The sequence below is a fragment of the Pseudomonas xanthosomatis genome, from assembly GCF_019139835.1.
In the GTDB taxonomy this organism is placed as follows: Bacteria; Pseudomonadota; Gammaproteobacteria; order Pseudomonadales; family Pseudomonadaceae; genus Aquipseudomonas; species Aquipseudomonas fakonensis.
Genome location: NZ_CP077075.1, coordinates 2419913 through 2440233, shown reverse-complemented (window position 1 = coordinate 2440233; position 20321 = coordinate 2419913). Strand labels below are relative to the sequence as shown.

The window sequence follows — 20321 nt, the reverse complement described above, 5'->3', positions numbered from 1 at the left end:
GGGCGACTTCGGTCGCCCTTTTTTATCGACTGTGGCGCCCCTATCGCCGAATGCGGTACACCCGCTCCACCAGGCTCGACACTCCGGCCTTCTGAAACTTGGGGCTCTCCCCGATAATTTCCGGCGCCTCGAGCACTTCCACCTGCCACCCGGCCAAGCCCGCCCGTACCTCGTCATCCGCCACCGAGAACGGCGGCCCGTCGATCAGCGCCTGGTTGTAATCAAGGGTCACGAGCAGGCCCTTGCAGGCCGGCAGCAGCTCACCGAGCAGCGCCAGGTACTGCTGACGCATCTCAGGCGGCAAGGCAATCAACGCCGCCCGGTCGTACAGCCCGGTGCACCCGGCCACATCTTCGGCACGCAACGCAAAAATATCCCCGCACCACAATTCGACGTCGCCACTGCTCCACACCTCGAACGCGCCACGCCGCGCAACCTGCGCCGTCAGCCCATGCTCGGCAAAAAAATCTTCCACAGCCCGGCGCGACAGTTCCACGCCCATCACCCGATGCCCCTGCCCGGCCAGCCAGGCCAGGTCCAGGCTCTTGCCGCACAACGGCACCAGCACCCTGGCGCCGGGTGCCAGGCCCAGTGCCGGCCAGTGTGCTTGCAGGTACGGGTTTACCTGGGCCTGATGAAAGCCGATCTGGTTGTCTGCCCACCGCTTGTGCCAGAACGTTGGCTCCATAATTCCTCCCGGTTTTTCGATTGATAGCCGTAAAAACTTATATTGGATCTCGATCGTTGCCTGACCGAAGATGACAGCATCTTACCCGCCAGGACCTTTACCATGCTGCCCAGCCTGTTCATTTCCCACGGCTCACCCATGCTCGCCCTGCAACCCGGCGCCAGCGGCCCTGCGCTGGCTGGGCTGGCCCGCGCCCTGCCCCGGCCCAAGGCGATCGTGGTGGTATCGGCGCACTGGGAGAGCCGCGAGCTGCTGGTGATGAGCAACCCGCAGCCAGAAACCTGGCACGACTTCGGCGGCTTCCCGCCGGCGCTGTACGCGGTGCAGTACCCGGCACCGGGCGAGCCGGCGCTGGCCGCGCGGGTGGCGCAGTTGCTCGGGGCCCGGCTTGATGCGCAACGGCCCTTCGACCATGGCGCCTGGGTGCCACTGTCGCTGATGTACCCGCAGGCGGACATTCCGGTGATCCAGGTATCGCTGCCCAGCCAGGCCGGGCCGGCGTTGCAATTGAAGATTGGCGAGGCGCTGCGGGCGCTGCGTGAAGAAGGCATCCTGCTGGTGGGCTCGGGCAGCATCACCCACAACCTCGGCGAGCTGGACTGGCACGCGGGGCCTGATGTGATCGAGCCTTGGGCGCTGGCGTTTCGTGACTGGGTGGTGGAAAAGCTGCAGGCCAATGACCAGGCAGCCTTGCTGGACTACCGGCAACAAGCGCCGTTTGCCGTGCGCAACCACCCAAGCGATGAACACCTGCTGCCGCTGTATTTCGCCGTGGGCGCCGGCGAGCGCTTTGGCATCGTGCACCAGGGCTTCACCCTGGGGGCGCTGGGGATGGATATCTACCGGTTCGATTGAACAGGCAACGCTCCCTTTGTAGGAGCGGCCTTGTGCCGCGAAAGGGGCGCGAAGCGGCCCCAGGATCTGGGCATCATGCAAAGTCGCCGGGGCTGCTGCGCAGCCCTTTCGCGGCACAAGGCCGCCCCTACAGGGGAAGCCTAAGCTCATGTAGGCCAAAAAAATCCCGGGCCTTGGCCCGGGATTCTTCGTTACTGCGTGAGGATCAATCCTCGCGGTAGCGACGCAGCTTCAGCTGCTTGCCGGCCACGCGGGTGTCCTTGAGCTTGGTCAGCAGGCGCTCCAGGCCATCTTCCGGCAGCTCGATCAGGCTGAAGCTGTCGCGCACCTGGATACGGCCGATGGCGTCACGGGCCAGGCCACCTTCGTTGAGGATCGCCCCCAGCAGGTTCTTGGCCGCGATACCGTCACGGGCACCCAGGGCGGTACGGCAACGCACGCGGCCTTCGGCCAGCGGCATCGGCGCACGGCGCTCACGGTCACCGCTGCTGCGCTCGCTACGCTCACCACGTTCGGCACGCTCACCGGTGCGCTCACGCGGAGTGTAGGTTGGCACCAGCGGCTGCTCGCGCTCAACGCTGGCCAGGTCCAGCGCCTGGCCATTGGTGGCCTTGCGCAGCAGGGCCGAAGCCAGGGCGCGGGCACTGCAGCCCAGGTCGGCGGTCAGGCGGTCGAACAGCTCGCCGTGGCTGGCCTCGGACTCGGCCACCAGCGGCGCCAGGCTCTTGGTCAGCTTCTTGATGCGCGCATCCAGCACGGCTTGTGGGCCGGGCAGGCGGGCTTCGGCAACTTTCTGCCCGGTGACACGCTCGATCACCTGCAGCATGCGGCGCTCACGCGGAGTGACCAGCAGCAGCGCACGGCCATCGCGACCGGCACGGCCAGTACGGCCGATACGGTGCACGTAGGACTCCGGGTCGTACGGCATGTCGACGTTGAACACGTGGGTGATGCGCGGTACGTCCAGGCCACGGGCAGCGACGTCGGTGGCGACGACGATGTCCAGGCGGCCATCCTTGAGCGAGTCGATCACGCGCTCACGCTGGTTCTGGGCGATGTCGCCGTTCAGCGCAGCAGCCTTGTAGCCCTTGGCTTCCAGGGCCGAGGCCAGGTCCAGGGTGGCTTGCTTGGTGCGCACGAAGGCGATCAGTGCGTCGAACTCTTCGACTTCCAGCAGGCGCAGCACGGCCGGGATCTTCTGGTCGGCGTGGACCATCAGGTGGGCCTGCTCGATCGCGGTGACGGTCTGGGTCTTGCTCTGGATCTTGACGTGCTTGGGCTCGCGCAGGTGACGCTCGGCGATCGAACGGATCGACGACGGCAGGGTAGCGGAGAACAGTACGGTCTGGCGCGAGGCCGGGATGGCGTCGAAGATCACTTCGAGGTCATCCATGAAGCCGAGCTTGAGCATCTCGTCCGCTTCGTCCAGTACCAGGTACTGCACGGTGGACAGGACTTTCTCGTCGCGACGCAGGTGGTCGCACAGGCGGCCCGGGGTGGCAACGACAATTTGTGCGCCGTTGCGGATGGCGCGCAGCTGTGGGCCCATCGGGGCACCACCGTACACGGCCACCACGTTAACGCCCGGCATCTGCTTGGCGTAGGTTTCGAAAGCGGTAGCTACTTGCAGCGCCAACTCACGGGTTGGCGCCAGGATCAGGGCTTGCGGTTCGCGCTTGCTCACGTCGATCTTGTTGAGGATCGGCAGGGCGAAGGCAGCGGTCTTGCCGGTGCCAGTCTGCGCCTGGCCGATCATGTCGTGACCGGCGAGGATGATCGGGATCGACTGATGCTGAATAGCCGATGGCTCTTCGTAGCCGGTGGCCAGAACAGCAGCAACGATATTCGGATTGAGATCGAGAGCGGCGAATCCGCCGGTTTCCTGGGTCATGGGTCTGCCTCTAGGTGCATCCGCAAAGACCCATGCTCCAAAACTGCACATGCCTTGAAAGACCAAACGGTCACCCAGGCAGCTTTGGCGGCGGGGATTTGCGAAAACGATTGAAATAAGAAACGTGTGAGAGGGTCCGCCTAGCGGACATGCAGCCGAAGCTGGATTCGGAGGATTTGCACCACCTGATTTTAGGGTCCGCTAAAAGACCGGCGCGTACTATATACGAATTAGCTGAATACCGGGAGAAATATTTCAGTGGCAAAGGCCAGTATCGAGCTATCAATGCAGCTGGAGCTGAATCGTTTTTCTGTAGGAGCGGCCTTGTGCCGCGAAAGGGCTGCGAAGCAGCCCCGCCAATCGTTGTGCGGCCCTTTCGCGGCACAAGGCCGCTCCTACACGAACCGCATCGCCAGAAACAGTTTCAGGTAGCCGGCCTGACCGCCTTGATCAGGTACTCCAGCGAATACCCCAGGCGCGGCGCCAGCGCCTCGGCCCGGGCCCGCAGCGCGTCGATGTCCAGCGTTTGCTCAAGGTCTGCCGGCACCAGCAGGATCACGTTGCCCTCCTTCACCGGAAGCTCCCAGTAATGCCGGTGGTACAAGCCGCGCAGCAGCGCCGCCCCCAGTGGCCGGCCATCGTCGCCGGCCCACTGGTTGATCACCAGCCAGCCACCGGGGTTGAGCTGCTTCTGGCAGTTCTCCAGAAAGCGCCAGGCCAGGTGCCCGACACCCGGCCCGTAGTCGGTGTACAGGTCGACGAACAGCAGGTCGGCCTTTTCCGCGGTCGGCAGCAGCTCCAGGGCGTCGCCGATGCGCACGTACAACCGCGGGTCGTCCTCCAGGCCCATGTACTCCATGGCCAGGCGTGGCACATCGGGGCGCAGCTCGATGGCCTCGACATCGTCCAGCGGCAGGAACTTCAGGCACGCCTGGGTCAGGGTGCCGGCGCCCAGGCCGAGAAACAACGCGCTCTCTGGCAGCGGGTGGCACAGCGCGCCCACCAGCATGGCGCGGGTGTAGTCGTACTCCAGCCAGCTTGGGTCGGCGGTGAAGGTGCAGCTTTGCTCGACGGCATCGCCGAACTCGAGGAAGCGGTAGTCTTCAACCTCGTACACGCTGATCACGCCGAAGGCGTCCTCCACCCGTGCCAGCAGCCGTTCTTCCCGCTCCGTCGCCATGCCAACCACCGCCTGCGCAAAACGCGCATTGTCCGCCAATGCCGGTGGTGCAACAAGCGGCCCGGCGGCTGTACCATGGCTGCACGCCCGAACCGATAACAACAGAGCCTGCAATGAACCAACCCTGGAGCCCTGACAGCTGGCGCGCCCTGCCGATCCAGCAGCAACCCGCCTACCCCGACGCCGCCCACCTGCACAAGGTCGAGCAGACCCTGGCCAGCTACCCGCCGCTGGTGTTCGCCGGCGAAGCCCGCGAACTGCGCCGGCAGTTCGCCGAGGTGACCCAGGGCCGCGCCTTCCTGCTGCAGGGCGGCGACTGCGCCGAAAGCTTTGCCGAGTTCTCGGCGGCGAAGATCCGCGACACCTTCAAGGTGCTGCTGCAGATGGCCATCGTCATGACGTTCGCCGCCGGCTGCCCGGTGGTGAAGGTGGGGCGCATGGCCGGCCAGTTCGCCAAGCCGCGCTCGGCCAACGACGAGACCATCGGCAACCTCACCCTGCCCGCCTACCGCGGCGACATCGTCAACGGCATCGGCTTTGACGCCGCCAGCCGCATACCCGACCCCGATCGCCTGCTGCAGGCCTACCACCAGGCCACCGCCAGCCTCAACCTGCTGCGCGCCTTCGCCCAGGGCGGCTTTGCCGACCTGCACCAGGTGCACAAATGGAACCTGGACTTCATCGCCAACTCGGCGCTGGCCGACAAGTACCACCAGTTGGCCAACCGCATCGACGAAACCCTGGCGTTCATGCGCGCCTGCGGCCTGGACAGCGCCCCGCAACTGCGCGAAACCAGCTTTTTCACCGCCCACGAAGCGCTGCTGCTGAACTACGAAGAAGCCTTCGTGCGCCGCGACAGCCTGACCGGCGACTACTACGACTGCTCGGCGCACATGCTGTGGATCGGCGACCGCACCCGCCAGCTGGACGGCGCCCATGTCGAGTTTCTGCGTGGCGTGCATAACCCGATCGGGGTGAAAGTCGGCCCGAGCATGAACACCGAGGAACTGATCCGCCTGATCGACGTGCTCAACCCGGACAACGACCCGGGCCGCCTCAACCTGATCGTGCGCATGGGCGCCGGCAAGGTCGGCGACCACCTGCCGGGGCTGATCCGCAGCGTGCAGCGCGAGGGCCGCCAGGTGCTGTGGAGCTCCGACCCGATGCACGGCAACACCATCAAGGCCAGCAGCGGCTACAAGACCCGCGACTTCGCGCAGATTCTTGACGAGGTGAAGCAGTTCTTTCAGGTGCACCAGGCCGAAGGCAGCCATGCCGGTGGTATCCATATCGAAATGACCGGGCAGAACGTCACCGAATGCATCGGCGGCGCCCGCCCCATCACCGAAGACGCGCTGTCAGACCGCTACCACACCCACTGCGACCCGCGCATGAACGCCGATCAGTCGCTGGAGCTGGCCTTCCTGATTGCCGAAACCCTCAAGCAGGTGCGCCGCTGAGCAGCGCCTGACGCAGCCGACTGCCCTCGCTGCGGGGGCAGTTGAGCTGCACGCTCTCAAGGCCCAGCCAGGCCGCCAGCCGCTGCAAGTTGGCGGCCAGGGCCAGATAGCCCTCCTCATCCAGCCCTGCCTGCTCCTCGTGTACCGCATGCACCGCCAGGCGCCCGTGGGCGCGTTCGGCGCGCAGGTCCACCCGCGCGGCAATACGCTCCTGGTAAAGGAACGGCAACACGTAGTAGCCGTACACCCGCTTGTGCGCCGGGGTGTAGATTTCCAGGCGATAGCGGAAGTCGAACAGCCGCTCGGTGCGGGCGCGCTCCCAGACCAGCGAATCGAAAGGCGACAGCAAGGCGTTGGTGCGGATGCGCCGGGGAATGCGCGGGGTGCCTGCTGTGTAGGCTGGCTGCTTCCAGCCTTGAACCGTGCAGGCCTGCAACCGCCCATCGGCCAGCAGCTCGGCCAGGGCGGCCTTGCTCTGCTGGGGCGACAGGCGAAAGTAATCGCGCAGGTCCTGCTCGGTGGCAACACCCAGGGCGTTGGCGGCGTGCAACAGCAGGCCCTGCTGGGCCTCGGCTTCATCAGGCACGGGTTGGTCGAGCACATCTGCCGGCACCACCCGCTCAGGCAGGTCGTACAGCCGCTCGAACCCTCGGCGCCCGGCCACCGTCACCTCACCTGCGGCGAACAACCATTCCAGAGCGAGCTTCTCTTCACTCCAGTCCCACCAGGGGCCGGCACGTTCTTCGCGGGTGGACAGGCTGCCGGCGCCCAGCGCGCCCTGCTGCTGCACGGCGGCCAGCACGCGGTCGATGACCTCGCGCCGCTCGCGGCCGAAGCTTGCCAGTTGCCGGTAGATGCCCCGGCCCTGCGCAGCATCTGCCATGCGCCAGCGCATCAGCGGGTACAGCTCCAGCGGCAACAGTGAAGCTTCGTGACCCCAGTACTCGAACAGGCGGCGCTGGCGGGGCTTGCCCCAGGCCAGTTGCTCGAGGGCAGCCTGTGGATAATCGCCCAGGCGCGAGAACAGCGGCAGGTAGTGGGAACGCACCAAGGCATTGACCGAATCGATCTGCACCACGCCCAGCTGTTGCAAGGTGCGTTTGATTGCCGCCAGGCTCGGAGTGCGTTCTGGTGGTTTGCCGAAGCCCTGGGCAGACAAGGCCAGGCGGCGGGCCTGGGGGATGGATAACGCTAGGCTCACTGCGCGCGCTCCTGGTGATGATGCAGTGCCTGCACCATAGCATTCGCGGGCAAGCCCGCTCCCACAAGATGTGCACTTCCCCTGTAGGAGCGGGTTTACCCGCGAAGGCCATCACTCCGGCCTTAGCCCTTGCTCAGCGGGTCATCCCAGAAGTGCCGCTCGGCCTCCTGCTGGATATCGGCCCGCGACAGCCCCAAATCGTGCAGCGTGGCGTCACTCATGCGCGCCAGTTCCTGGCGCTGCTGGTACAGCTCGTACCAACGCAGCAGGTGGGACAGGACAGGTGATTGGGTGAAGCTTGCATGACCTTTCATCGTGAAGCCCTCCGTGTGGATGGCTTCAGTCTCTGCCCAGGCCTAGGATCAATCCAACGAATGTTTCTGATGCCATGCATCTAGAGGATTGATGCCATGTCCCAGTACCAGAGCCTCGACGCCGATGTGCTGCGCACCTTCGTCGCGATTGCCGAGCAAGGCGGTTTTACCCGTGCCGGCGAAGTGGTCAACCGCACCCAGTCGGCGGTGAGCATGCAGATGAAACGCCTGGAAGAAGACATTCTGCAGCGCCAGCTGTTCGAGCGCGAAGGCCGCCAGGTGCGCCTGACTGCCGAAGGCGAGGTGCTGCTGGGTTATGCCCGGCGCATCCTCAAGCTGCATGGCGAGGTGTTCAATACCCTGCGCATGCCGCACATGGTCGGGGTGGTGCGCATCGGCACGCCGGACGACTACGCCATGCGTTTTCTGCCCGGCATCCTCACCCGCTTCGCCCAGGACTACCCGCTGATACATGTCGAGGTGCACTGCGACTCCTCCAAGCACCTGATGCAGCGCCAGGACCTCGACCTGACCATCGTCACCCGCGAGCCAGGCAACGAAGTGGGCCAGTTGCTGCGCCAGGAGCGCCTGGTGTGGGCCGCAGCGCAAGGCTTTTGCCCGCAGGAGCAACGCCCGATACCACTGGCGCTGTTCAACACCGACTGCTTCTGCCGCGCCTGGACCTGCAACGCGCTGGAGCAGCACGGTATCGAGTACCGCATCGCCTATACCAGCCCAAGCCTGGCAGCGCTGTTCGCCATCGTCAGCGCCGGGCTGGCGGTGACCGCGCAACTGCAGAGCCTGATCGGCGGCAACCTGCGCATGCTCGATGAAAGCGACGGGCTGCCGCAGTTGCACGTGGCCAATGTGATGCTGCTGCGCAATTCGCAGCAGCAGTCGCCAATCACCGACTGCATGGCCGGGTACATCGTCGAGGGGTTCAAGTAACGCAGCCCCCTGTAGGAGCCGTGATTAAAGCTCAAACCCCAGCATCACCGCACACACCACCAAAAACACACAGAACATCCCGCGCAGCACCTTCTCTGGCAGCGCGTGGGCCAGCTTCACCCCCCAGCTGATGCTGAGCAAGCCGCCCACCGCCAGCGGAATGCCAATGCTCCAGTCCACGCTGTGGTGCACGCCGTAGGTCGCCAGGGTCACCATGGTGCTGGGCGCCGCCAGCGCCAGCGACAAGCCCTGGGCCACCACCTGGGTGGTGCCGAACACGCTGGTCAGTATCGGCGTTGCCACCACCGCACCGCCCACCCCGAACAAGCCGCCCATGGTGCCGGCAAAGCTGCCCAGCACACCCAGCCACGGCCACGGGTAGCGCAGTTCACTGCTCGGCGGTGCCACGCGCAGGAACATCCGCGCCACGTTCCACACCGCCAACGCCACCAGAAAGCCGACAAAGCCCAGGCGCATGGCATGGGCATCGATGCCCACCGCCCAGATCGACCCCAGCCAGGCAAACACAAAGCTGCACAGCGACAGCGGCACGGCATGGCGCAGCTCGATGCGGTTGCGCTGGTGGTAGCGCCACAGCGCCAGCAGCACGTTGGGCACCACCATCACCAGCGCAGTGCCCTGGGCCAGTTGCTGGTCCAGGCCAAACAGCACGCCCAGCGCCGGGATGGCGATCAACCCGCCGCCAATGCCGAACAGCCCGCCCATGGTGCCCAGCCCCGCGCCCAACACGATATACAACAACCACTCGACCATCTGCCTCATCCAACCTGCTTAAACGATGCAGGCATGCTACCCAGTCGCGGCTGGCGGGGAAACGCACAGCAGCGCACAATGGCTATGCGCATTACGCACAAGCAGAGCCCGCCATGAGCCCCGACATTCTCACCGAACAACTCAGCCTGTTCCTCGACGTGCTCGACACCGGCAGTTTTTCTGCCGCTGCCCGCCGCCACCCGCTGACCCCGTCTGCCGTTGCCCGGCGCATCGACAACCTGGAGGCCGCCGTCGGCAGCCGCCTGTTTTCGCGCAGCACCCATGCCGTGCGCCCCACCCCGGCCGGCAACGCCTTCGCCGAACGGGCCCGGCGCATCATCGAGGAGCTGCGCCTGGCCCGCGCCGAGGCGGTGTCGCTGAGCAACGCCCCGGAAGGGCTGATCCGCATCGACGCCCCGGCCGCCTTCGGGCGCCGCCACCTGGCCCCGGCGATTGCCGATTTTCTGGTGGCCTACCCGGGGCTTGACGTGCAACTACGCCTGATCGACAGCTTCGTCGACTTGCACGGCAGCCACCTGGGCGAGGTCGACCTGGTGCTGCGCGCCGGCCCCCTGGCCGACACCCGCCTGGTAGCCACACCGTTGGCGTACATGGTGCGCATCGCCTGCGCAAGCCCCGCGTACCTGGCCAGCCGCGGCGTACCGGCCTGCCCCAGCGAGCTGCCGCAGCACGATGGCCTGGACTGGGATGGCCTGGCGCCGCCCTTCGCCTGGCGCTTTACGGTGGCCGGCCAGGCCCGGCTGTATCGCCCGGCACGCATGCGCATGACCGCCAACAACGCCGAAACCCTGCTGTTCGGCGCCCTGGCCGGCTTGGGGGTAGCACACCTGCCCACCTGGCTGATCAGCGAGTACCTGCTGCGCGGTGAACTGATCCCGTTGTTTTGCGACAACGGCCTTCCAACACCGGAAACCACAGGCATCTATGCACTGCGCCTTGAACATGAAACGAACTCTCGCAGCCGCTTGCTGCTCGAATTCCTCAAGAGCCGTTTCAGCCCGGTGCCCCCCTGGGACCTGGCCCTGCGCAGCGAGCTGCGCTGGCAATAAGCGCGCAAACAAATCGCGTGCTAGATTTCTCACCTGACCGAATTCAAGGACTTGCATGAACGCCGACACCCAAGCCCCCTGCGACGAGCTGCTGCTGGACAACCAGGTGTGTTTCGCCCTGCACTCCACGTCGCTGCTGATGACCAAGGTCTACAAGCCACTGCTGCAGGCCCTGGGCCTGACCTACCCGCAATACCTGGCCATGCTGGTGCTGTGGCAGGAAGACGGCCTGACCGTGGGCGAGATCAGCCAGCGCCTGCTCACCGACCCCGGCTCTCTCACCCCGCTGCTCAAGCGCCTGGAAAGCGAAGGCCTGCTCAAGCGCACCCGCAGCCGCGAGGACGAACGGGTGGTGCTGGTGGAACTGACTGACAAAGGCCGCGAACTGCAACAAGAGGCCCGCCAGGTTCCGCACTGCATTCTGAAGGCCAGCGGGCGCAGCGCCGAACAGCTGCGCAAACTGCAGGCCGACCTGCTGCAACTGCGCACACACCTGCAAGAAAGCCTCTGACGTCTATGCTGTGATCTGGCCGTTTGGCGTCATGGCCAAATATTTATCTTGCGCGCAAACTAATTGCGCGCTAATTTAGATCCACACCCACCCAGCGCCACCGGCGCACAGCACACACGTGAGGCTCAAGATGCAAAAGGTCACTCCGCTGTACATCGCAGAAGCCACCTCCACCGGCGGTCGCGACGGCAAATCCCGCTCCAGCGACGGCAAGCTGGAAGTCAAGCTGAGCACCCCGAAAGAGCTCGGCGGCGCCGGCGGTGACGGCACCAACCCTGAGCAGATGTTCGCCGCCGGCTACTCGGCCTGCTTCATCGGCGCCCTGAAGTTCGTCGCCGGCCAGGAGAAAAAGGCCCTGCCGGCCGATGCGTCGATCACCGCCAAGGTGGGTATCGGCCAGATCCCGGGCGGTTTCGGCCTGGATATCGACCTCAACATCAACCTGCCGGGCCTGGCCCAGGCCGATGCCGAGGCACTGGTGGAGAAGGCGCACAAGGTCTGCCCGTACTCCAACGCCACCCGCGGCAATGTGGATGTACGCCTGCACGTGAGCGTGTAAAGCCGGCTCTCATGGAACAAACTACAACTCATTGATTTAACACGGTTCCCGTGGGAAGCGGCCTTGCCGGGGCGCCGTCCGGTCGAGATGGGGCGCGAAGCGGCCCCAAGGCCTCGGCCTCATGCAAAACTGCCGGGGCTGCTGCGCAGCCCATCGCGACACGAGGCCGCTTCCCACAGGGGGGCGTGGCGCATCTGCAAGACCTGTTCTCTGCGCGACAGCGCAGCCCTAGAGGGCTGTGTGGTCTCCTGCAGAAGCGGTGAAACCGACAGGGTTTAACAGGCACAAAAAAACCCGGCCAAGGCCGGGTTTTTGGTGCTCGCAAGCAAGAAGAATTACTTCTTGGAGCGGCCCTTGAAGCTGTTGTCGCGAGTGTCGATGTCGATCCACTCGTCGATCTGGATGAAGTCGGCAACCGAGATTTCGGTACCGTTCTTCAGCTTGGCAGGCTTCATGACCTTGCCGGAGGTGTCGCCACGGGCGGCGTTCTCGGTGTAGACAACCTGACGGCTGATGGTGGTCGGCAGTTCTACCGATACCAGGCGGCCTTCGAAGAACACGGCTTCGCAGACGTCTTCCATGCCTTCTTCGATGTACGGCAGAACGGCTTCGATGTCCTCGGCGTTCAGTTCGTACATGGTGTAGTCGGTGGTGTCCATGAAGGTGTACTCGTCACCGTTGATGAACGACAGGGTCGCTTCTTTGCGATCCAGGATCACGTCGTCCAGCTTGTCGTCTGCACCGTATACGGTTTCGGTCTTGTAACCGGTCAGCAGGTTCTTCAGCTTGGTCTTCATGATCGCGCTGTTACGGCCCGACTTGGTGAACTCAGCTTTCTGTACCAGCCACGGGTCGTTGTCGATACGCAGTACGGTACCGGGTTTCAGTTCTTTACCAGTTTTCATTACGAAGTATCCGAATCTGGATGGATTTATAAAAATCGAGGCCGCGTATCATAGCGAATTTCGATAAAACTGTACCAGCCTCGTGGCAAGGTCCGGCCGAGCGGCCTGCGCAGCGCACCATTGACGGGCGTGCTGGCGCAGTTCCGGCCAGTGCGCTTGCAGGTTTTGCCAGGCCTGGCCCATCGCTTGGTCCATGTTCCAGGCACGCCACAGCTCCACCAGCGCTTGCCCGGCAGCGTCCGACAACCCCTGGCGATAAAGCGCCAGGAACGCGTCGAGCTTTTCCCAGTGGGCGTTCTCTTGCTGCACGTAGATGTGCCACAGCATCGGCGCCCCGGCCCATTGCGCGCGCACGAACGAGTCTTCACCGCGCACGGCGTTGAAATCGCAGCTCCACAGCAGGCGGTCGTAGTCGTCCTGGCTGACGAACGGCAGCACCTGCACGGTCAGCGCGCCGCGCCGATGCAGCGCGCCCACCGCCAGCTCGCCCTCCCCCAGCCATTGGCCAAGGTCGCCAAGAATGCGCCCGTGGGGCACCAGCAGATGGGTGGCGTTGCTGTCATCGGCGGCCAGTACATCGAGCCAGTTGCCCAGTTGCGGGTTTTCGTAGGCAAACAGCGAGATCAACCGCGCATCAGGCTGCACCTCGACGCCCAGCCCGCGTAAAAAGGCCGTGCGCGCGTCGGCCCCGAACGCCTCGCGGCGCGCCAGCAGTGAGGCTTCGCGCAGCAGCCCGCCGGTGTTTTCGCTGAACCCCGGGAAGAAGAACATCTTGCGCAACCCGTTGGCCTGCGGCGACGGCAGCCCGTGGCAGCCCTCGACCCAGTCTTCGGCGCTCAGGTAATCGAGGTTCAGCCAAAGCGGCGCCCTGGGCTGGGCGGCCATGGCCTCGGCCAGCCCGTCGGGCAACTGGCAGGCAAAGGCGCCGATCACCACCTGGCCAGGCGTCTCGCCCGTCCAGCGGGCCGGCCAGCGGCGCACCAGCACACCCTGCTGCCATTGCTGCTCGGCGCTGCTGTCAGCCGCAGGGCACAGGCGCACGAACGGCTGCAGGTCATCCACCCACAGGCGCACCGCCAGGCCATGCTCGGCCGCCAACTGGCGGGCCAGGCGCCAGGTCACGCCAATGTCGCCATAGTTGTCGACGACGGTGCAGAAGATGTCCCAGGTGGCTTTCATCACGGTACCTGCAAAAAACGAGCGCGGATTTTGCGCACAATTGCCGCCGCTTTAAAGCGCGACGCTGAAAAAACCTGCCACGCCATGCGACAATGCCGCCACCGTACCGCCCCTGCCAGGAGGCCGCCATGCCCCGCCGCCGCGAACTGAACATCCGCCTCAAGCCCGTGCAACTGACCCTGTGCATCGCCTTGGGCCTGTGGCTGGGCGCCGTGGCCATCGCCGTCAGCCTGTGGCTGGCCCTGCGCCTGTGGCCAGAGCAGGTACAGCCGGTGGCCCAGGCCGTCGCCCCGGCGATTGTGCAGCCCGCGCCAGCAGCGGCGCCGGCCCAGCCGCAGGACGCCCAGGCGCAGATGTTCGAGCGCTACAAGGACATTTTGCAGCAACAGCAGGAACAGCAGGCCGACGACGCAGCGCAAGGCAACCCGCGCAACCTGAACAACCCCAAGTGCCAGTTCTGGCTGCAGCAGAATCGCACCGCACCCACCGACAAGAGCCAGGCCAACGTGCTGGAGTTCTGCTACTGACCATGGACAAGCCTGCCCTGCTGCAACGCATCCTGGCCACCCTCGAGCACGACGTCGAGGTGCTGCGCCGCGCCGCCCAGACCGCCTACGAAACCGCCACCGCCGAAGAGAACATCGCCGAGAACAAGTACGACACCCTCGGGCTCGAGGCGTCGTACCTGGCCACCGGCCAGGCCCGGCGTACCGCCGAGATTCGCCAGGCGCTGTTGACCTACCAGCAACTGGTGCTGCGTGACTACGACCCGGCGCGGGGTATTCAGGTCGGTTGCCTGGTGACGCTGGAGGATGAAGACGGGCAGCAGCGCCGGGTGTTCATCGGGCCCGAGGGCGCCGGGCTGAAGATTGGCGAAGGCGACGCACTGGTGACCGTGATCACCCCGCGCGCGCCGCTGGGGCAGCAACTGATGGGCAAGAAGCTGGATGACGAGGTGAGCCTGGTGGTCAACGGGGTGGCGCAGGTTCAGTACATCATCGATGTAACCTGACAAGCGCCCTTGTAAGCCGGCTTGCCGGCGATGAGGCCGGGCCTGCCAACCCAGGTTCAGGCCGTGTGGCAAAGCTGATGGCCCTATCGCCGGCAAGCCATCTCTCACAGAACTGCACACAACTCATTGATTTAGCAAGGACCTGTGGGAGCGGGCTTGCCCGCGAAGCAGGCGACGCGGTGTCTGGCACCGGCTTCGCCGGTGTTCGCGGGCAAGCCCGCTCCCACAGGGTATGTGGCGCGCTTGCGAATTCTGTTCTTTGCGCGACAGCGCAGCCCGAAAGGGCTGGGTGATCTCCTACTGGAGATTGCCGGCAGGTTCCTGCAGGGCATTGAATGTATCGGCCAAACCCTGCACGGCAAACTGCTCAACCAAGAAATCGATGAACGCCCGGGTCTTGCCCGGCAGCAGCTTGTGCCCGGCGTAGTACAGGCTGATATGCCCATCGTCCACGTACCAGTCCGGCAACACCCGCTGCAAGCGCCCGGCCGCCAGGTACGGCACGGCGAACGGCAGGCTCACCAGGGCGATGCCCAGGCCCTGCTCGGCCACAGCGCACGCGGCGTCGGAATCGCTCATGGTCATCGCTTGGCGCAGTTGCAGCGGGCATTGTTCCTGCCAGCGGCTGGTCAAGGGCCACGAGCGCACCCGGCCGGTCTGCGGCGAACGGATCAGGATGCCGTCGTGCCGCTGCAGGCTCTGCGGGTCTTGCACAGCCCCGCAGCGCTGCAGGTAAGCCGGTGAAGCCACCAGCACCCGGTGCGCCGGGGTCAGCTTGCGCGCCACCACCCCGGGTGGCAGGTCGAAACCGCCGCCAATGGCGGCATCGAAACCCTGGCCGATCAGGTCCACCTGGCGGTTGTCGAAGTGCCAGTCCGGGGTGATGGCCGGGAACCTGCGCAAAAATTCGCCCAGCAACGGCAGCACATACAAGCGCCCGAACACCGTGCCCATGCTTACCCGCAGCAAGCCGGCCGGCTGGCCTTCGGCACTGGCCAGGTTGGCCACGGCGTACTGGATGGTGCGAAAGCTGTCGCTGACCTCACCGAGAAAACGCAGCCCGGCTTCGGTCAGGGTCAGCTTGCGCGTACTACGCTGGAACAGCCGCACCCCAAGGCGCGCTTCCAGCTGGGCAACGTGCTTGCCCACCGCCGCCGGGGTGATGCTCAGGCGGCGGGCCGCCTCGGCAAAACTGCCCACCTCGGCGCTGCGAATGAAGCACTCGAGGGCATTGAACGATTCCGTGGCCATGATTCCCAACCAAAGGTTTAGTCTGCTAATAGCGATTGCCATCTTATCAGCAGGTAATCATCGGTCGATACTGCGTCCATCCAAGGCATCCGGCCTTGCTTCCAGCAGGAGATCAGCATGTCCCAGCAACTTACCCTCGAAGGCAAAGTGGCCTTCGTCCAAGGCGGCTCGCGTGGTATCGGCGCCGCCATCGTCCGCAGGCTGGCCAAAGAAGGTGCTCAGGTTGCCTTCACCTACGTCAGCTCCGCAGGCCCCGCCCAAGCGCTGGCCGAGGAGATCAAGGCCGCCGGCGGCCAGGCCCTGGCCCTGCGCGCCGACAGCGCAGACGCCGCGGCGCTGCAACTGGCGGTGGACGATGCGGCAAAAGCCTTCGGCCGCATCGATATCCTGGTCAACAACGCCGGCGTGCTGGCGGTGGCGCCGATCACCGAGTTCGACCTGGCCGACTTCGACCGCACCCTGGCCATCAACGTACGCAGCGTGTTCGTTGCCAGCCAGGCGGCTGCCCGCTACATGGGCCAGGGCGGGCGCATCATCAACATCGGCAGCACCAACGCCGAGCGCATGCCGTTTGCCGGCGGCGCGCCCTACGCCATGAGCAAGTCGGCGCTGGTCGGCCTGACCAAAGGCATGGCCCGCGACCTGGGGCCGCAGGGCATCACCGTGAACAACGTGCAGCCTGGCCCGGTGGACACCGACATGAACCCGGCCAGCGGCGAGTTCGCCGAGAGCCTGATTCCGCTGATGGCGATCGGGCGTTATGGGCAAGCAGAAGAGATCGCCAGCTTTGTGGCCTACCTGGCTGGCCCGGAAGCCGGCTACATCACCGGTGCCAGCCTGCTGGCCGATGGCGGGTTCTCGGCCTGATCCAAGGGCCTACCCCCTCTGTAGGAGCGCATTACCCTGTGGTAGACAGACTTTGCTCCATCACCTCCAGAAACGCCCGCGCCGCCGGTGTCGGGCTGGGTGACCAGACGGCATACAGGTGGCGCACCGGCGCACCCGCCAGCGCCACTGTAGCCACCCCCTGAAAGCCCCGGGCGATGCGTTCGGGCACCAGCCCCACGGCCATGCCGCGCTGCACGAACTTTTCCACCAGGCGAATATGCCCGATCTCGAACTGCACCCGGCGCACCAGCCCCGCAGCCTGAAACGCCTCGTCGGTCTGGCGCCGCGCACCCGTGCCCTCGGGGAAGTCGACCAGCACCTCGCCGGCAAGCTCCGCCAGTGCCAACTGCGTGTTGCCCGCCAGCCGGTGCCCGACCGGCAACACCGCCACCAGTTCCTCCCGCGCCAGCAGGCGGTGCTGTACGCCCTGCAGCACTTCGCCCTGCCACAGGCCGATAAAGCCCACATCCAGGCGCCGCTCGATCACATCGGCCACCAGCAGTTCGCTCTTCGCCGTCAGCCAGCGCACGTCCACACCCGGGTGACGGCTGTGGAAAACCTCCAGTACGTCCACCAGGTCCAGCGCGGTCAACGAGCTGATTTCACCGATCGACAGGCGCCCGCGCACCTGCCCGCAGGCGGCGGCCACATCGTCGGCGATACGCCGCGCTGCCTCCACCGCCGGCCGCGCGCTCTGCACGAAGGCTTCGCCGGCCGGGGTCAGGCGCACCCGCCGCGAGGTGCGCTCGAACAGGCTCACCCCCAGTTGCGCCTCCAGGCGCGCCACCTGGTGGCTGAGCGCCGACTGCACCACATGGCAGCGCTCGGCGGCGCGGGTGAAACTGCCGCTGTCGGCCACCGCCAGGGCGTATTCCAGTTGCTTGAGGTTCATGATCTATCTGTTTTCAAGATGGACAAGTTGAAAACTATACATTGGCGTCATGCCAGACACTTCCTGATACTTGTCCGCATTCCACATTGCCTGCCACGAGAACTCCCATGCACACCCCGACACTCAGTCGCGCCCTGATCCTGCTGATGGCCACCGCCACCGGCCTGGCGGTGGCCAGCAACTACTACGCACAACCCCTGCTGCACAGCATCGCCGAGCAGTTCGGCCTGAGCACCGCCAGTGCCGGCAGCATCGTCATCGCCGCGCAGCTCAGCTATGGCGCCGGCCTGCTGTTGCTGGCGCCACTGGGAGACTTGTTCGAGCAGCGCCGGTTGATCGTGACCATGGTGCTGATCTCGACCGCAGGCCTGGTGATCAGCGCCTGCGCGCCCAATCTGCCGTGGCTGATCGTCGGTACCGCGCTGACCGGGCTGTTCTCGGTGGTGGCGCAGATTCTCGTGCCCATGGCCGCTGCCTTGAGCGCCCCCGACCAGCGCGGCCGCGCCGTGGGTACGCTGATGAGCGGCCTGCTGCTGGGTATTCTGCTGGCCCGTACCGCCGCAGGCTTCATGGCCGAGCTGGGCGGCTGGCGCAGCATCTATGTGCTGGCCGCCGTGCTGATGGCGATCACCGCCGTGGCCCTGTACCGCAGCCTGCCGCAGCACCACAGCCATGCGGGGCTCAAGTACCCGGCGCTGATCGGCTCGGTGTTCCGCCTGTTCGCCGAAGAGCCGGTACTGCGCCTGCGCTCGCTGCTGGGGCTGCTGTCGTTCAGCCTGTTCGCGCTGTTCTGGACGCCGCTGGCGTTTTTGCTGAGCAATGCGCCGTACCACTATTCGGACGCGGTGATCGGCCTGTTCGGCCTGGCCGGTGCAGCGGGGGCGCTGGCCGCCAACTGGGCCGGGCGCCTGGCCGACCGCGGCAAGGGTGCACTGGGCACCACCGTGGGCCTGACTGCGCTGCTGCTGTCGTGGGTGCCGCTGGGCTTTGCCCAGAGCTCGCTGGCAGCCTTGCTGCTGGGCGTACTGCTGCTGGACCTGGCGGTGCAACTGGTGCACGTGAGCAACCAGAACGCGGTGATCGTGCTGCGCCCCGAGGCGCGCACCCGGCTCAATGCCGGCTATATCACCTGCTATTTCATCGGTGGCGCGCTGGGGTCGCTGCTGGGCACGCAACTGTTCGAGGTGTACGGCTGGAACGGCATCGTCGTCACGGGCCTGGTGATCGGCGCACTGGCCTTGCTGGTGTGGGCGCTGGCCGAGCGCAAGCGGGTGAAGCTGGAAGCGGCGGTGGCCTGACACCTGCCCCTTCCACCGCGTCATGACATTCGCGGGCAAGCCCGCTCCCACAGGGTCGTGCAAAATCCGAATCCGGCGCTGTACCTGTAGGAGCCGGCTTGCCGGCGAACGCCTGGGTGGGCCCTATCGCCGGCAAGCCGGCTCCTACAGGGGGCGGTGAATCAATGCCTGGCACTGACAAAGGCTTCATCCACCCGCGCCAGTTGCACATCGCTCAACACCCCCGCCTGGTAATGCAGCTTGATCCACGCCAGCAGGTAGTCGTAACGCGCCTGGGCCAGGTCGCGGCGGGTGGTGGCCAGCTGCTGCTCGGCGTTGAGCACATCGAGGTTGACCCGCTCGCCGCCCTGCACGCTCTTGCGTGTCGACACCACCAGCGCCTCGGCCGCCACCCGCGCCCGCTCGTAGGCGCGCAAGCGGCTGGCGCCGGACTGGCAGGCGTTGTACTGCCTGCGCAGCTCGATCAGGGTGCTGCGGGTGGCGCCGTCCAGCTCGTACTCGGCCTGCTGCATGTGCCGGCTGGCCTGGCGCGTAGAGGCCGACACGCCGCCACCGGCAAACAGCGGCAGGCTCACCTCTATACCCACGGTGTTGGTGTCGTAGCGCTGGTTGTAGGTGTTGCCGCTGTCCGACTGCTGGCGCCGCGAGCTGGCATAGGCGGTAACCTTGGGCAGATGCCCGGCGCGGTTGCGCTCAACCTCCTGGCGCGCCACCTCCACCGCCTGGCGCGATGACGCCAGTTGCGGGTTTTCGGCCAGTGCCCGCGCCTGCCAGGCTTCGTAGCCCTGGGGCTCGACCTGCGGCAGGGCGAATGCGCTGTCCAGCGGCGCCAGGTCTTCGGCCCTGACTGCCGGTTCACCAATCAACGCCCCCAGCTCGCGCAACGCGGCATCCTGGTCGTTACGCGCCTGGATTTCCTCGGCATCGGCCAGCTCGAAGCGCGCCTGGGCCTCGAGGATGTCGGTACGGGTGCCCTCGCCGGCAGCGAACAGGCGCCGGTTTTGCTGGAACTGCTGCCGGTACGCCTGCTTGCTGGCCACGCTGATGGCGATCTGGTCCTGGGCGAACAGCGCCTGGGTGTAACTCGTCATCACCCGCACCAGCAACTGCTGGCTCTGGTCGCGAAAACTCTCGTCGGCGTACAGCGCCTGGGCCACGCCCTTGCGATAGGCGGCGTAGGCCTGGTAATCGAACAACGGCTGCTGCAGGGTAAACGACGAGCCCATGCTGCTGTAGGTGCGGTCCTCCTGCTGGCGCCGCGAATCCCCCAGGTAGCGCACCTGGGAGTCGTTGCGCCCCTTGTTGTAGTTGTACGAAAGGCTCGGCAGCAGCCCGGCTCGGCCGATGGCGCGGTACTCCTGGCCGGCCTCGCGCTGCTCGAAGGCAGCCAGGTAGACCGGGTCGCGGCGCAGCGCCTGTTCATACACCTGGAACGGGCCCATGGC

Annotated in this window: 21 protein-coding genes; 10 read left to right on the top strand and 11 right to left on the bottom strand. The window is 65.7% G+C overall.

Annotated features, from left to right (window positions below):
- Positions 1-40: 40 nt before the first annotated feature.
- Complete coding sequence (locus KSS93_RS10880) at positions 41-688, bottom strand: thiopurine S-methyltransferase (RefSeq protein WP_217888280.1); 648 nt, start codon at positions 686-688, stop codon at positions 41-43.
- Positions 689-790: 102 nt separating this feature from the next.
- Here KSS93_RS10880 and KSS93_RS10875 point away from each other — a divergent pair, with 102 nt between their 5' ends.
- Positions 791-1543 (top strand): DODA-type extradiol aromatic ring-opening family dioxygenase, encoded by a 753-nt coding sequence (locus KSS93_RS10875; RefSeq protein WP_217888279.1) that lies wholly within the window; start codon positions 791-793, stop codon positions 1541-1543.
- Between the two features lie 205 nt (positions 1544-1748).
- Here the strand turns inward: KSS93_RS10875 and KSS93_RS10870 are convergent, their stop codons facing one another.
- Both KSS93_RS10870 and KSS93_RS10865 read right to left on the bottom strand, forming a co-directional pair.
- Positions 1749-3434: a DEAD/DEAH box helicase gene (locus KSS93_RS10870; RefSeq protein ID WP_217842389.1), complete on the bottom strand. Its 1686-nt coding sequence runs from the start codon at positions 3432-3434 to the stop codon at positions 1749-1751.
- Positions 3435-3858: 424 nt separating this feature from the next.
- Entirely contained in the window at positions 3859-4614 is a 756-nt protein-coding gene (locus KSS93_RS10865; RefSeq protein WP_217888278.1) for a spermidine synthase, read from the bottom strand.
- Between the two features lie 113 nt (positions 4615-4727).
- Between KSS93_RS10865 and KSS93_RS10860 the strand changes: the two genes are divergently transcribed.
- Positions 4728-6074: a class II 3-deoxy-7-phosphoheptulonate synthase gene (locus KSS93_RS10860; RefSeq protein ID WP_217888277.1), complete on the top strand. Its 1347-nt coding sequence runs from the start codon at positions 4728-4730 to the stop codon at positions 6072-6074.
- On the opposite strand, the gene KSS93_RS10855 is transcribed toward KSS93_RS10860, so the two are convergent.
- Both KSS93_RS10855 and KSS93_RS10850 read right to left on the bottom strand, forming a co-directional pair.
- Entirely contained in the window at positions 6055-7275 is a 1221-nt protein-coding gene (locus KSS93_RS10855; RefSeq protein ID WP_217888276.1) for a winged helix-turn-helix domain-containing protein, read from the bottom strand. The two genes, KSS93_RS10860 and KSS93_RS10855, sit on opposite strands and share 20 nt — an antisense overlap.
- A gap of 122 nt (positions 7276-7397) precedes the next feature.
- Complete coding sequence (locus KSS93_RS10850) at positions 7398-7589, bottom strand: DUF1127 domain-containing protein (RefSeq protein ID WP_217842385.1); 192 nt, start codon at positions 7587-7589, stop codon at positions 7398-7400.
- Positions 7590-7685: 96 nt separating this feature from the next.
- Between KSS93_RS10850 and KSS93_RS10845 the strand changes: the two genes are divergently transcribed.
- Entirely contained in the window at positions 7686-8537 is an 852-nt protein-coding gene (locus KSS93_RS10845; RefSeq protein ID WP_217888275.1) for a LysR substrate-binding domain-containing protein, read from the top strand.
- A 24-nt stretch (positions 8538-8561) separates the two neighbouring features.
- Here the strand turns inward: KSS93_RS10845 and KSS93_RS10840 are convergent, their stop codons facing one another.
- Positions 8562-9311 (bottom strand): sulfite exporter TauE/SafE family protein, encoded by a 750-nt coding sequence (locus tag KSS93_RS10840; protein ID WP_217843540.1) that lies wholly within the window; start codon positions 9309-9311, stop codon positions 8562-8564.
- A 113-nt stretch (positions 9312-9424) separates the two neighbouring features.
- Between KSS93_RS10840 and KSS93_RS10835 the strand changes: the two genes are divergently transcribed.
- The 3 genes from KSS93_RS10835 (at position 9425) to KSS93_RS10825 (ending at position 11451) form a co-directional block, all read left to right on the top strand.
- The gene (locus tag KSS93_RS10835; RefSeq protein WP_217888274.1) at positions 9425-10381 is read left to right on the top strand and encodes a LysR family transcriptional regulator; all 957 of its coding nucleotides are present in this window, start codon (positions 9425-9427) and stop codon (positions 10379-10381) included.
- A gap of 55 nt (positions 10382-10436) precedes the next feature.
- Positions 10437-10892 (top strand): MarR family winged helix-turn-helix transcriptional regulator, encoded by a 456-nt coding sequence (locus KSS93_RS10830; RefSeq protein ID WP_217888273.1) that lies wholly within the window; start codon positions 10437-10439, stop codon positions 10890-10892.
- Positions 10893-11022: 130 nt separating this feature from the next.
- The gene (locus KSS93_RS10825) at positions 11023-11451 is read left to right on the top strand and encodes an organic hydroperoxide resistance protein (RefSeq protein WP_217842381.1); all 429 of its coding nucleotides are present in this window, start codon (positions 11023-11025) and stop codon (positions 11449-11451) included.
- Positions 11452-11786: 335 nt separating this feature from the next.
- Here the strand turns inward: KSS93_RS10825 and efp are convergent, their stop codons facing one another.
- Both efp and earP read right to left on the bottom strand, forming a co-directional pair.
- Positions 11787-12356 (bottom strand): elongation factor P, encoded by a 570-nt coding sequence (efp, locus tag KSS93_RS10820; protein WP_013971530.1) that lies wholly within the window; start codon positions 12354-12356, stop codon positions 11787-11789.
- A 48-nt stretch (positions 12357-12404) separates the two neighbouring features.
- Positions 12405-13535, bottom strand: coding sequence for an elongation factor P maturation arginine rhamnosyltransferase EarP (gene earP, locus KSS93_RS10815; RefSeq protein ID WP_217888272.1), 1131 nt, complete (start codon positions 13533-13535; stop codon positions 12405-12407).
- A 128-nt stretch (positions 13536-13663) separates the two neighbouring features.
- Here earP and KSS93_RS10810 point away from each other — a divergent pair, with 128 nt between their 5' ends.
- Together KSS93_RS10810 and KSS93_RS10805 are read left to right on the top strand one after the other, a co-directional pair.
- On the top strand, positions 13664-14062 hold the full coding sequence (locus KSS93_RS10810) for a hypothetical protein (RefSeq protein WP_217888271.1): 399 nt from the start codon (positions 13664-13666) through the stop codon (positions 14060-14062).
- Between the two features lie 2 nt (positions 14063-14064).
- Positions 14065-14547: a GreA/GreB family elongation factor gene (locus KSS93_RS10805; protein ID WP_217888270.1), complete on the top strand. Its 483-nt coding sequence runs from the start codon at positions 14065-14067 to the stop codon at positions 14545-14547.
- 297 nt (positions 14548-14844) lie between these two features.
- On the opposite strand, the gene KSS93_RS10800 is transcribed toward KSS93_RS10805, so the two are convergent.
- On the bottom strand, positions 14845-15798 hold the full coding sequence (locus KSS93_RS10800; protein ID WP_217888269.1) for a LysR family transcriptional regulator: 954 nt from the start codon (positions 15796-15798) through the stop codon (positions 14845-14847).
- Positions 15799-15915: 117 nt separating this feature from the next.
- Here KSS93_RS10800 and KSS93_RS10795 point away from each other — a divergent pair, with 117 nt between their 5' ends.
- Positions 15916-16665 (top strand): 3-oxoacyl-ACP reductase family protein, encoded by a 750-nt coding sequence (locus tag KSS93_RS10795; protein ID WP_437182114.1) that lies wholly within the window; start codon positions 15916-15918, stop codon positions 16663-16665.
- Positions 16666-16696: 31 nt separating this feature from the next.
- Here KSS93_RS10795 and KSS93_RS10790 read toward each other — a convergent pair whose 3' ends face one another.
- Positions 16697-17578 carry a LysR family transcriptional regulator gene (locus KSS93_RS10790; RefSeq protein ID WP_217888268.1) on the bottom strand — a complete coding sequence of 294 codons (882 nt, stop codon included), beginning with the start codon at positions 17576-17578 and terminating at the stop codon, positions 16697-16699.
- Positions 17579-17685: 107 nt separating this feature from the next.
- On the opposite strand from KSS93_RS10790, the gene KSS93_RS10785 reads away from it, so the two are divergent.
- On the top strand, positions 17686-18876 hold the full coding sequence (locus KSS93_RS10785; protein WP_217888267.1) for an MFS transporter: 1191 nt from the start codon (positions 17686-17688) through the stop codon (positions 18874-18876).
- A 161-nt stretch (positions 18877-19037) separates the two neighbouring features.
- On the opposite strand, the gene KSS93_RS10780 is transcribed toward KSS93_RS10785, so the two are convergent.
- Positions 19038-20318: a TolC family outer membrane protein gene (locus KSS93_RS10780; RefSeq protein ID WP_217888707.1), complete on the bottom strand. Its 1281-nt coding sequence runs from the start codon at positions 20316-20318 to the stop codon at positions 19038-19040.
- Positions 20319-20321 lie beyond the last annotated feature (3 nt).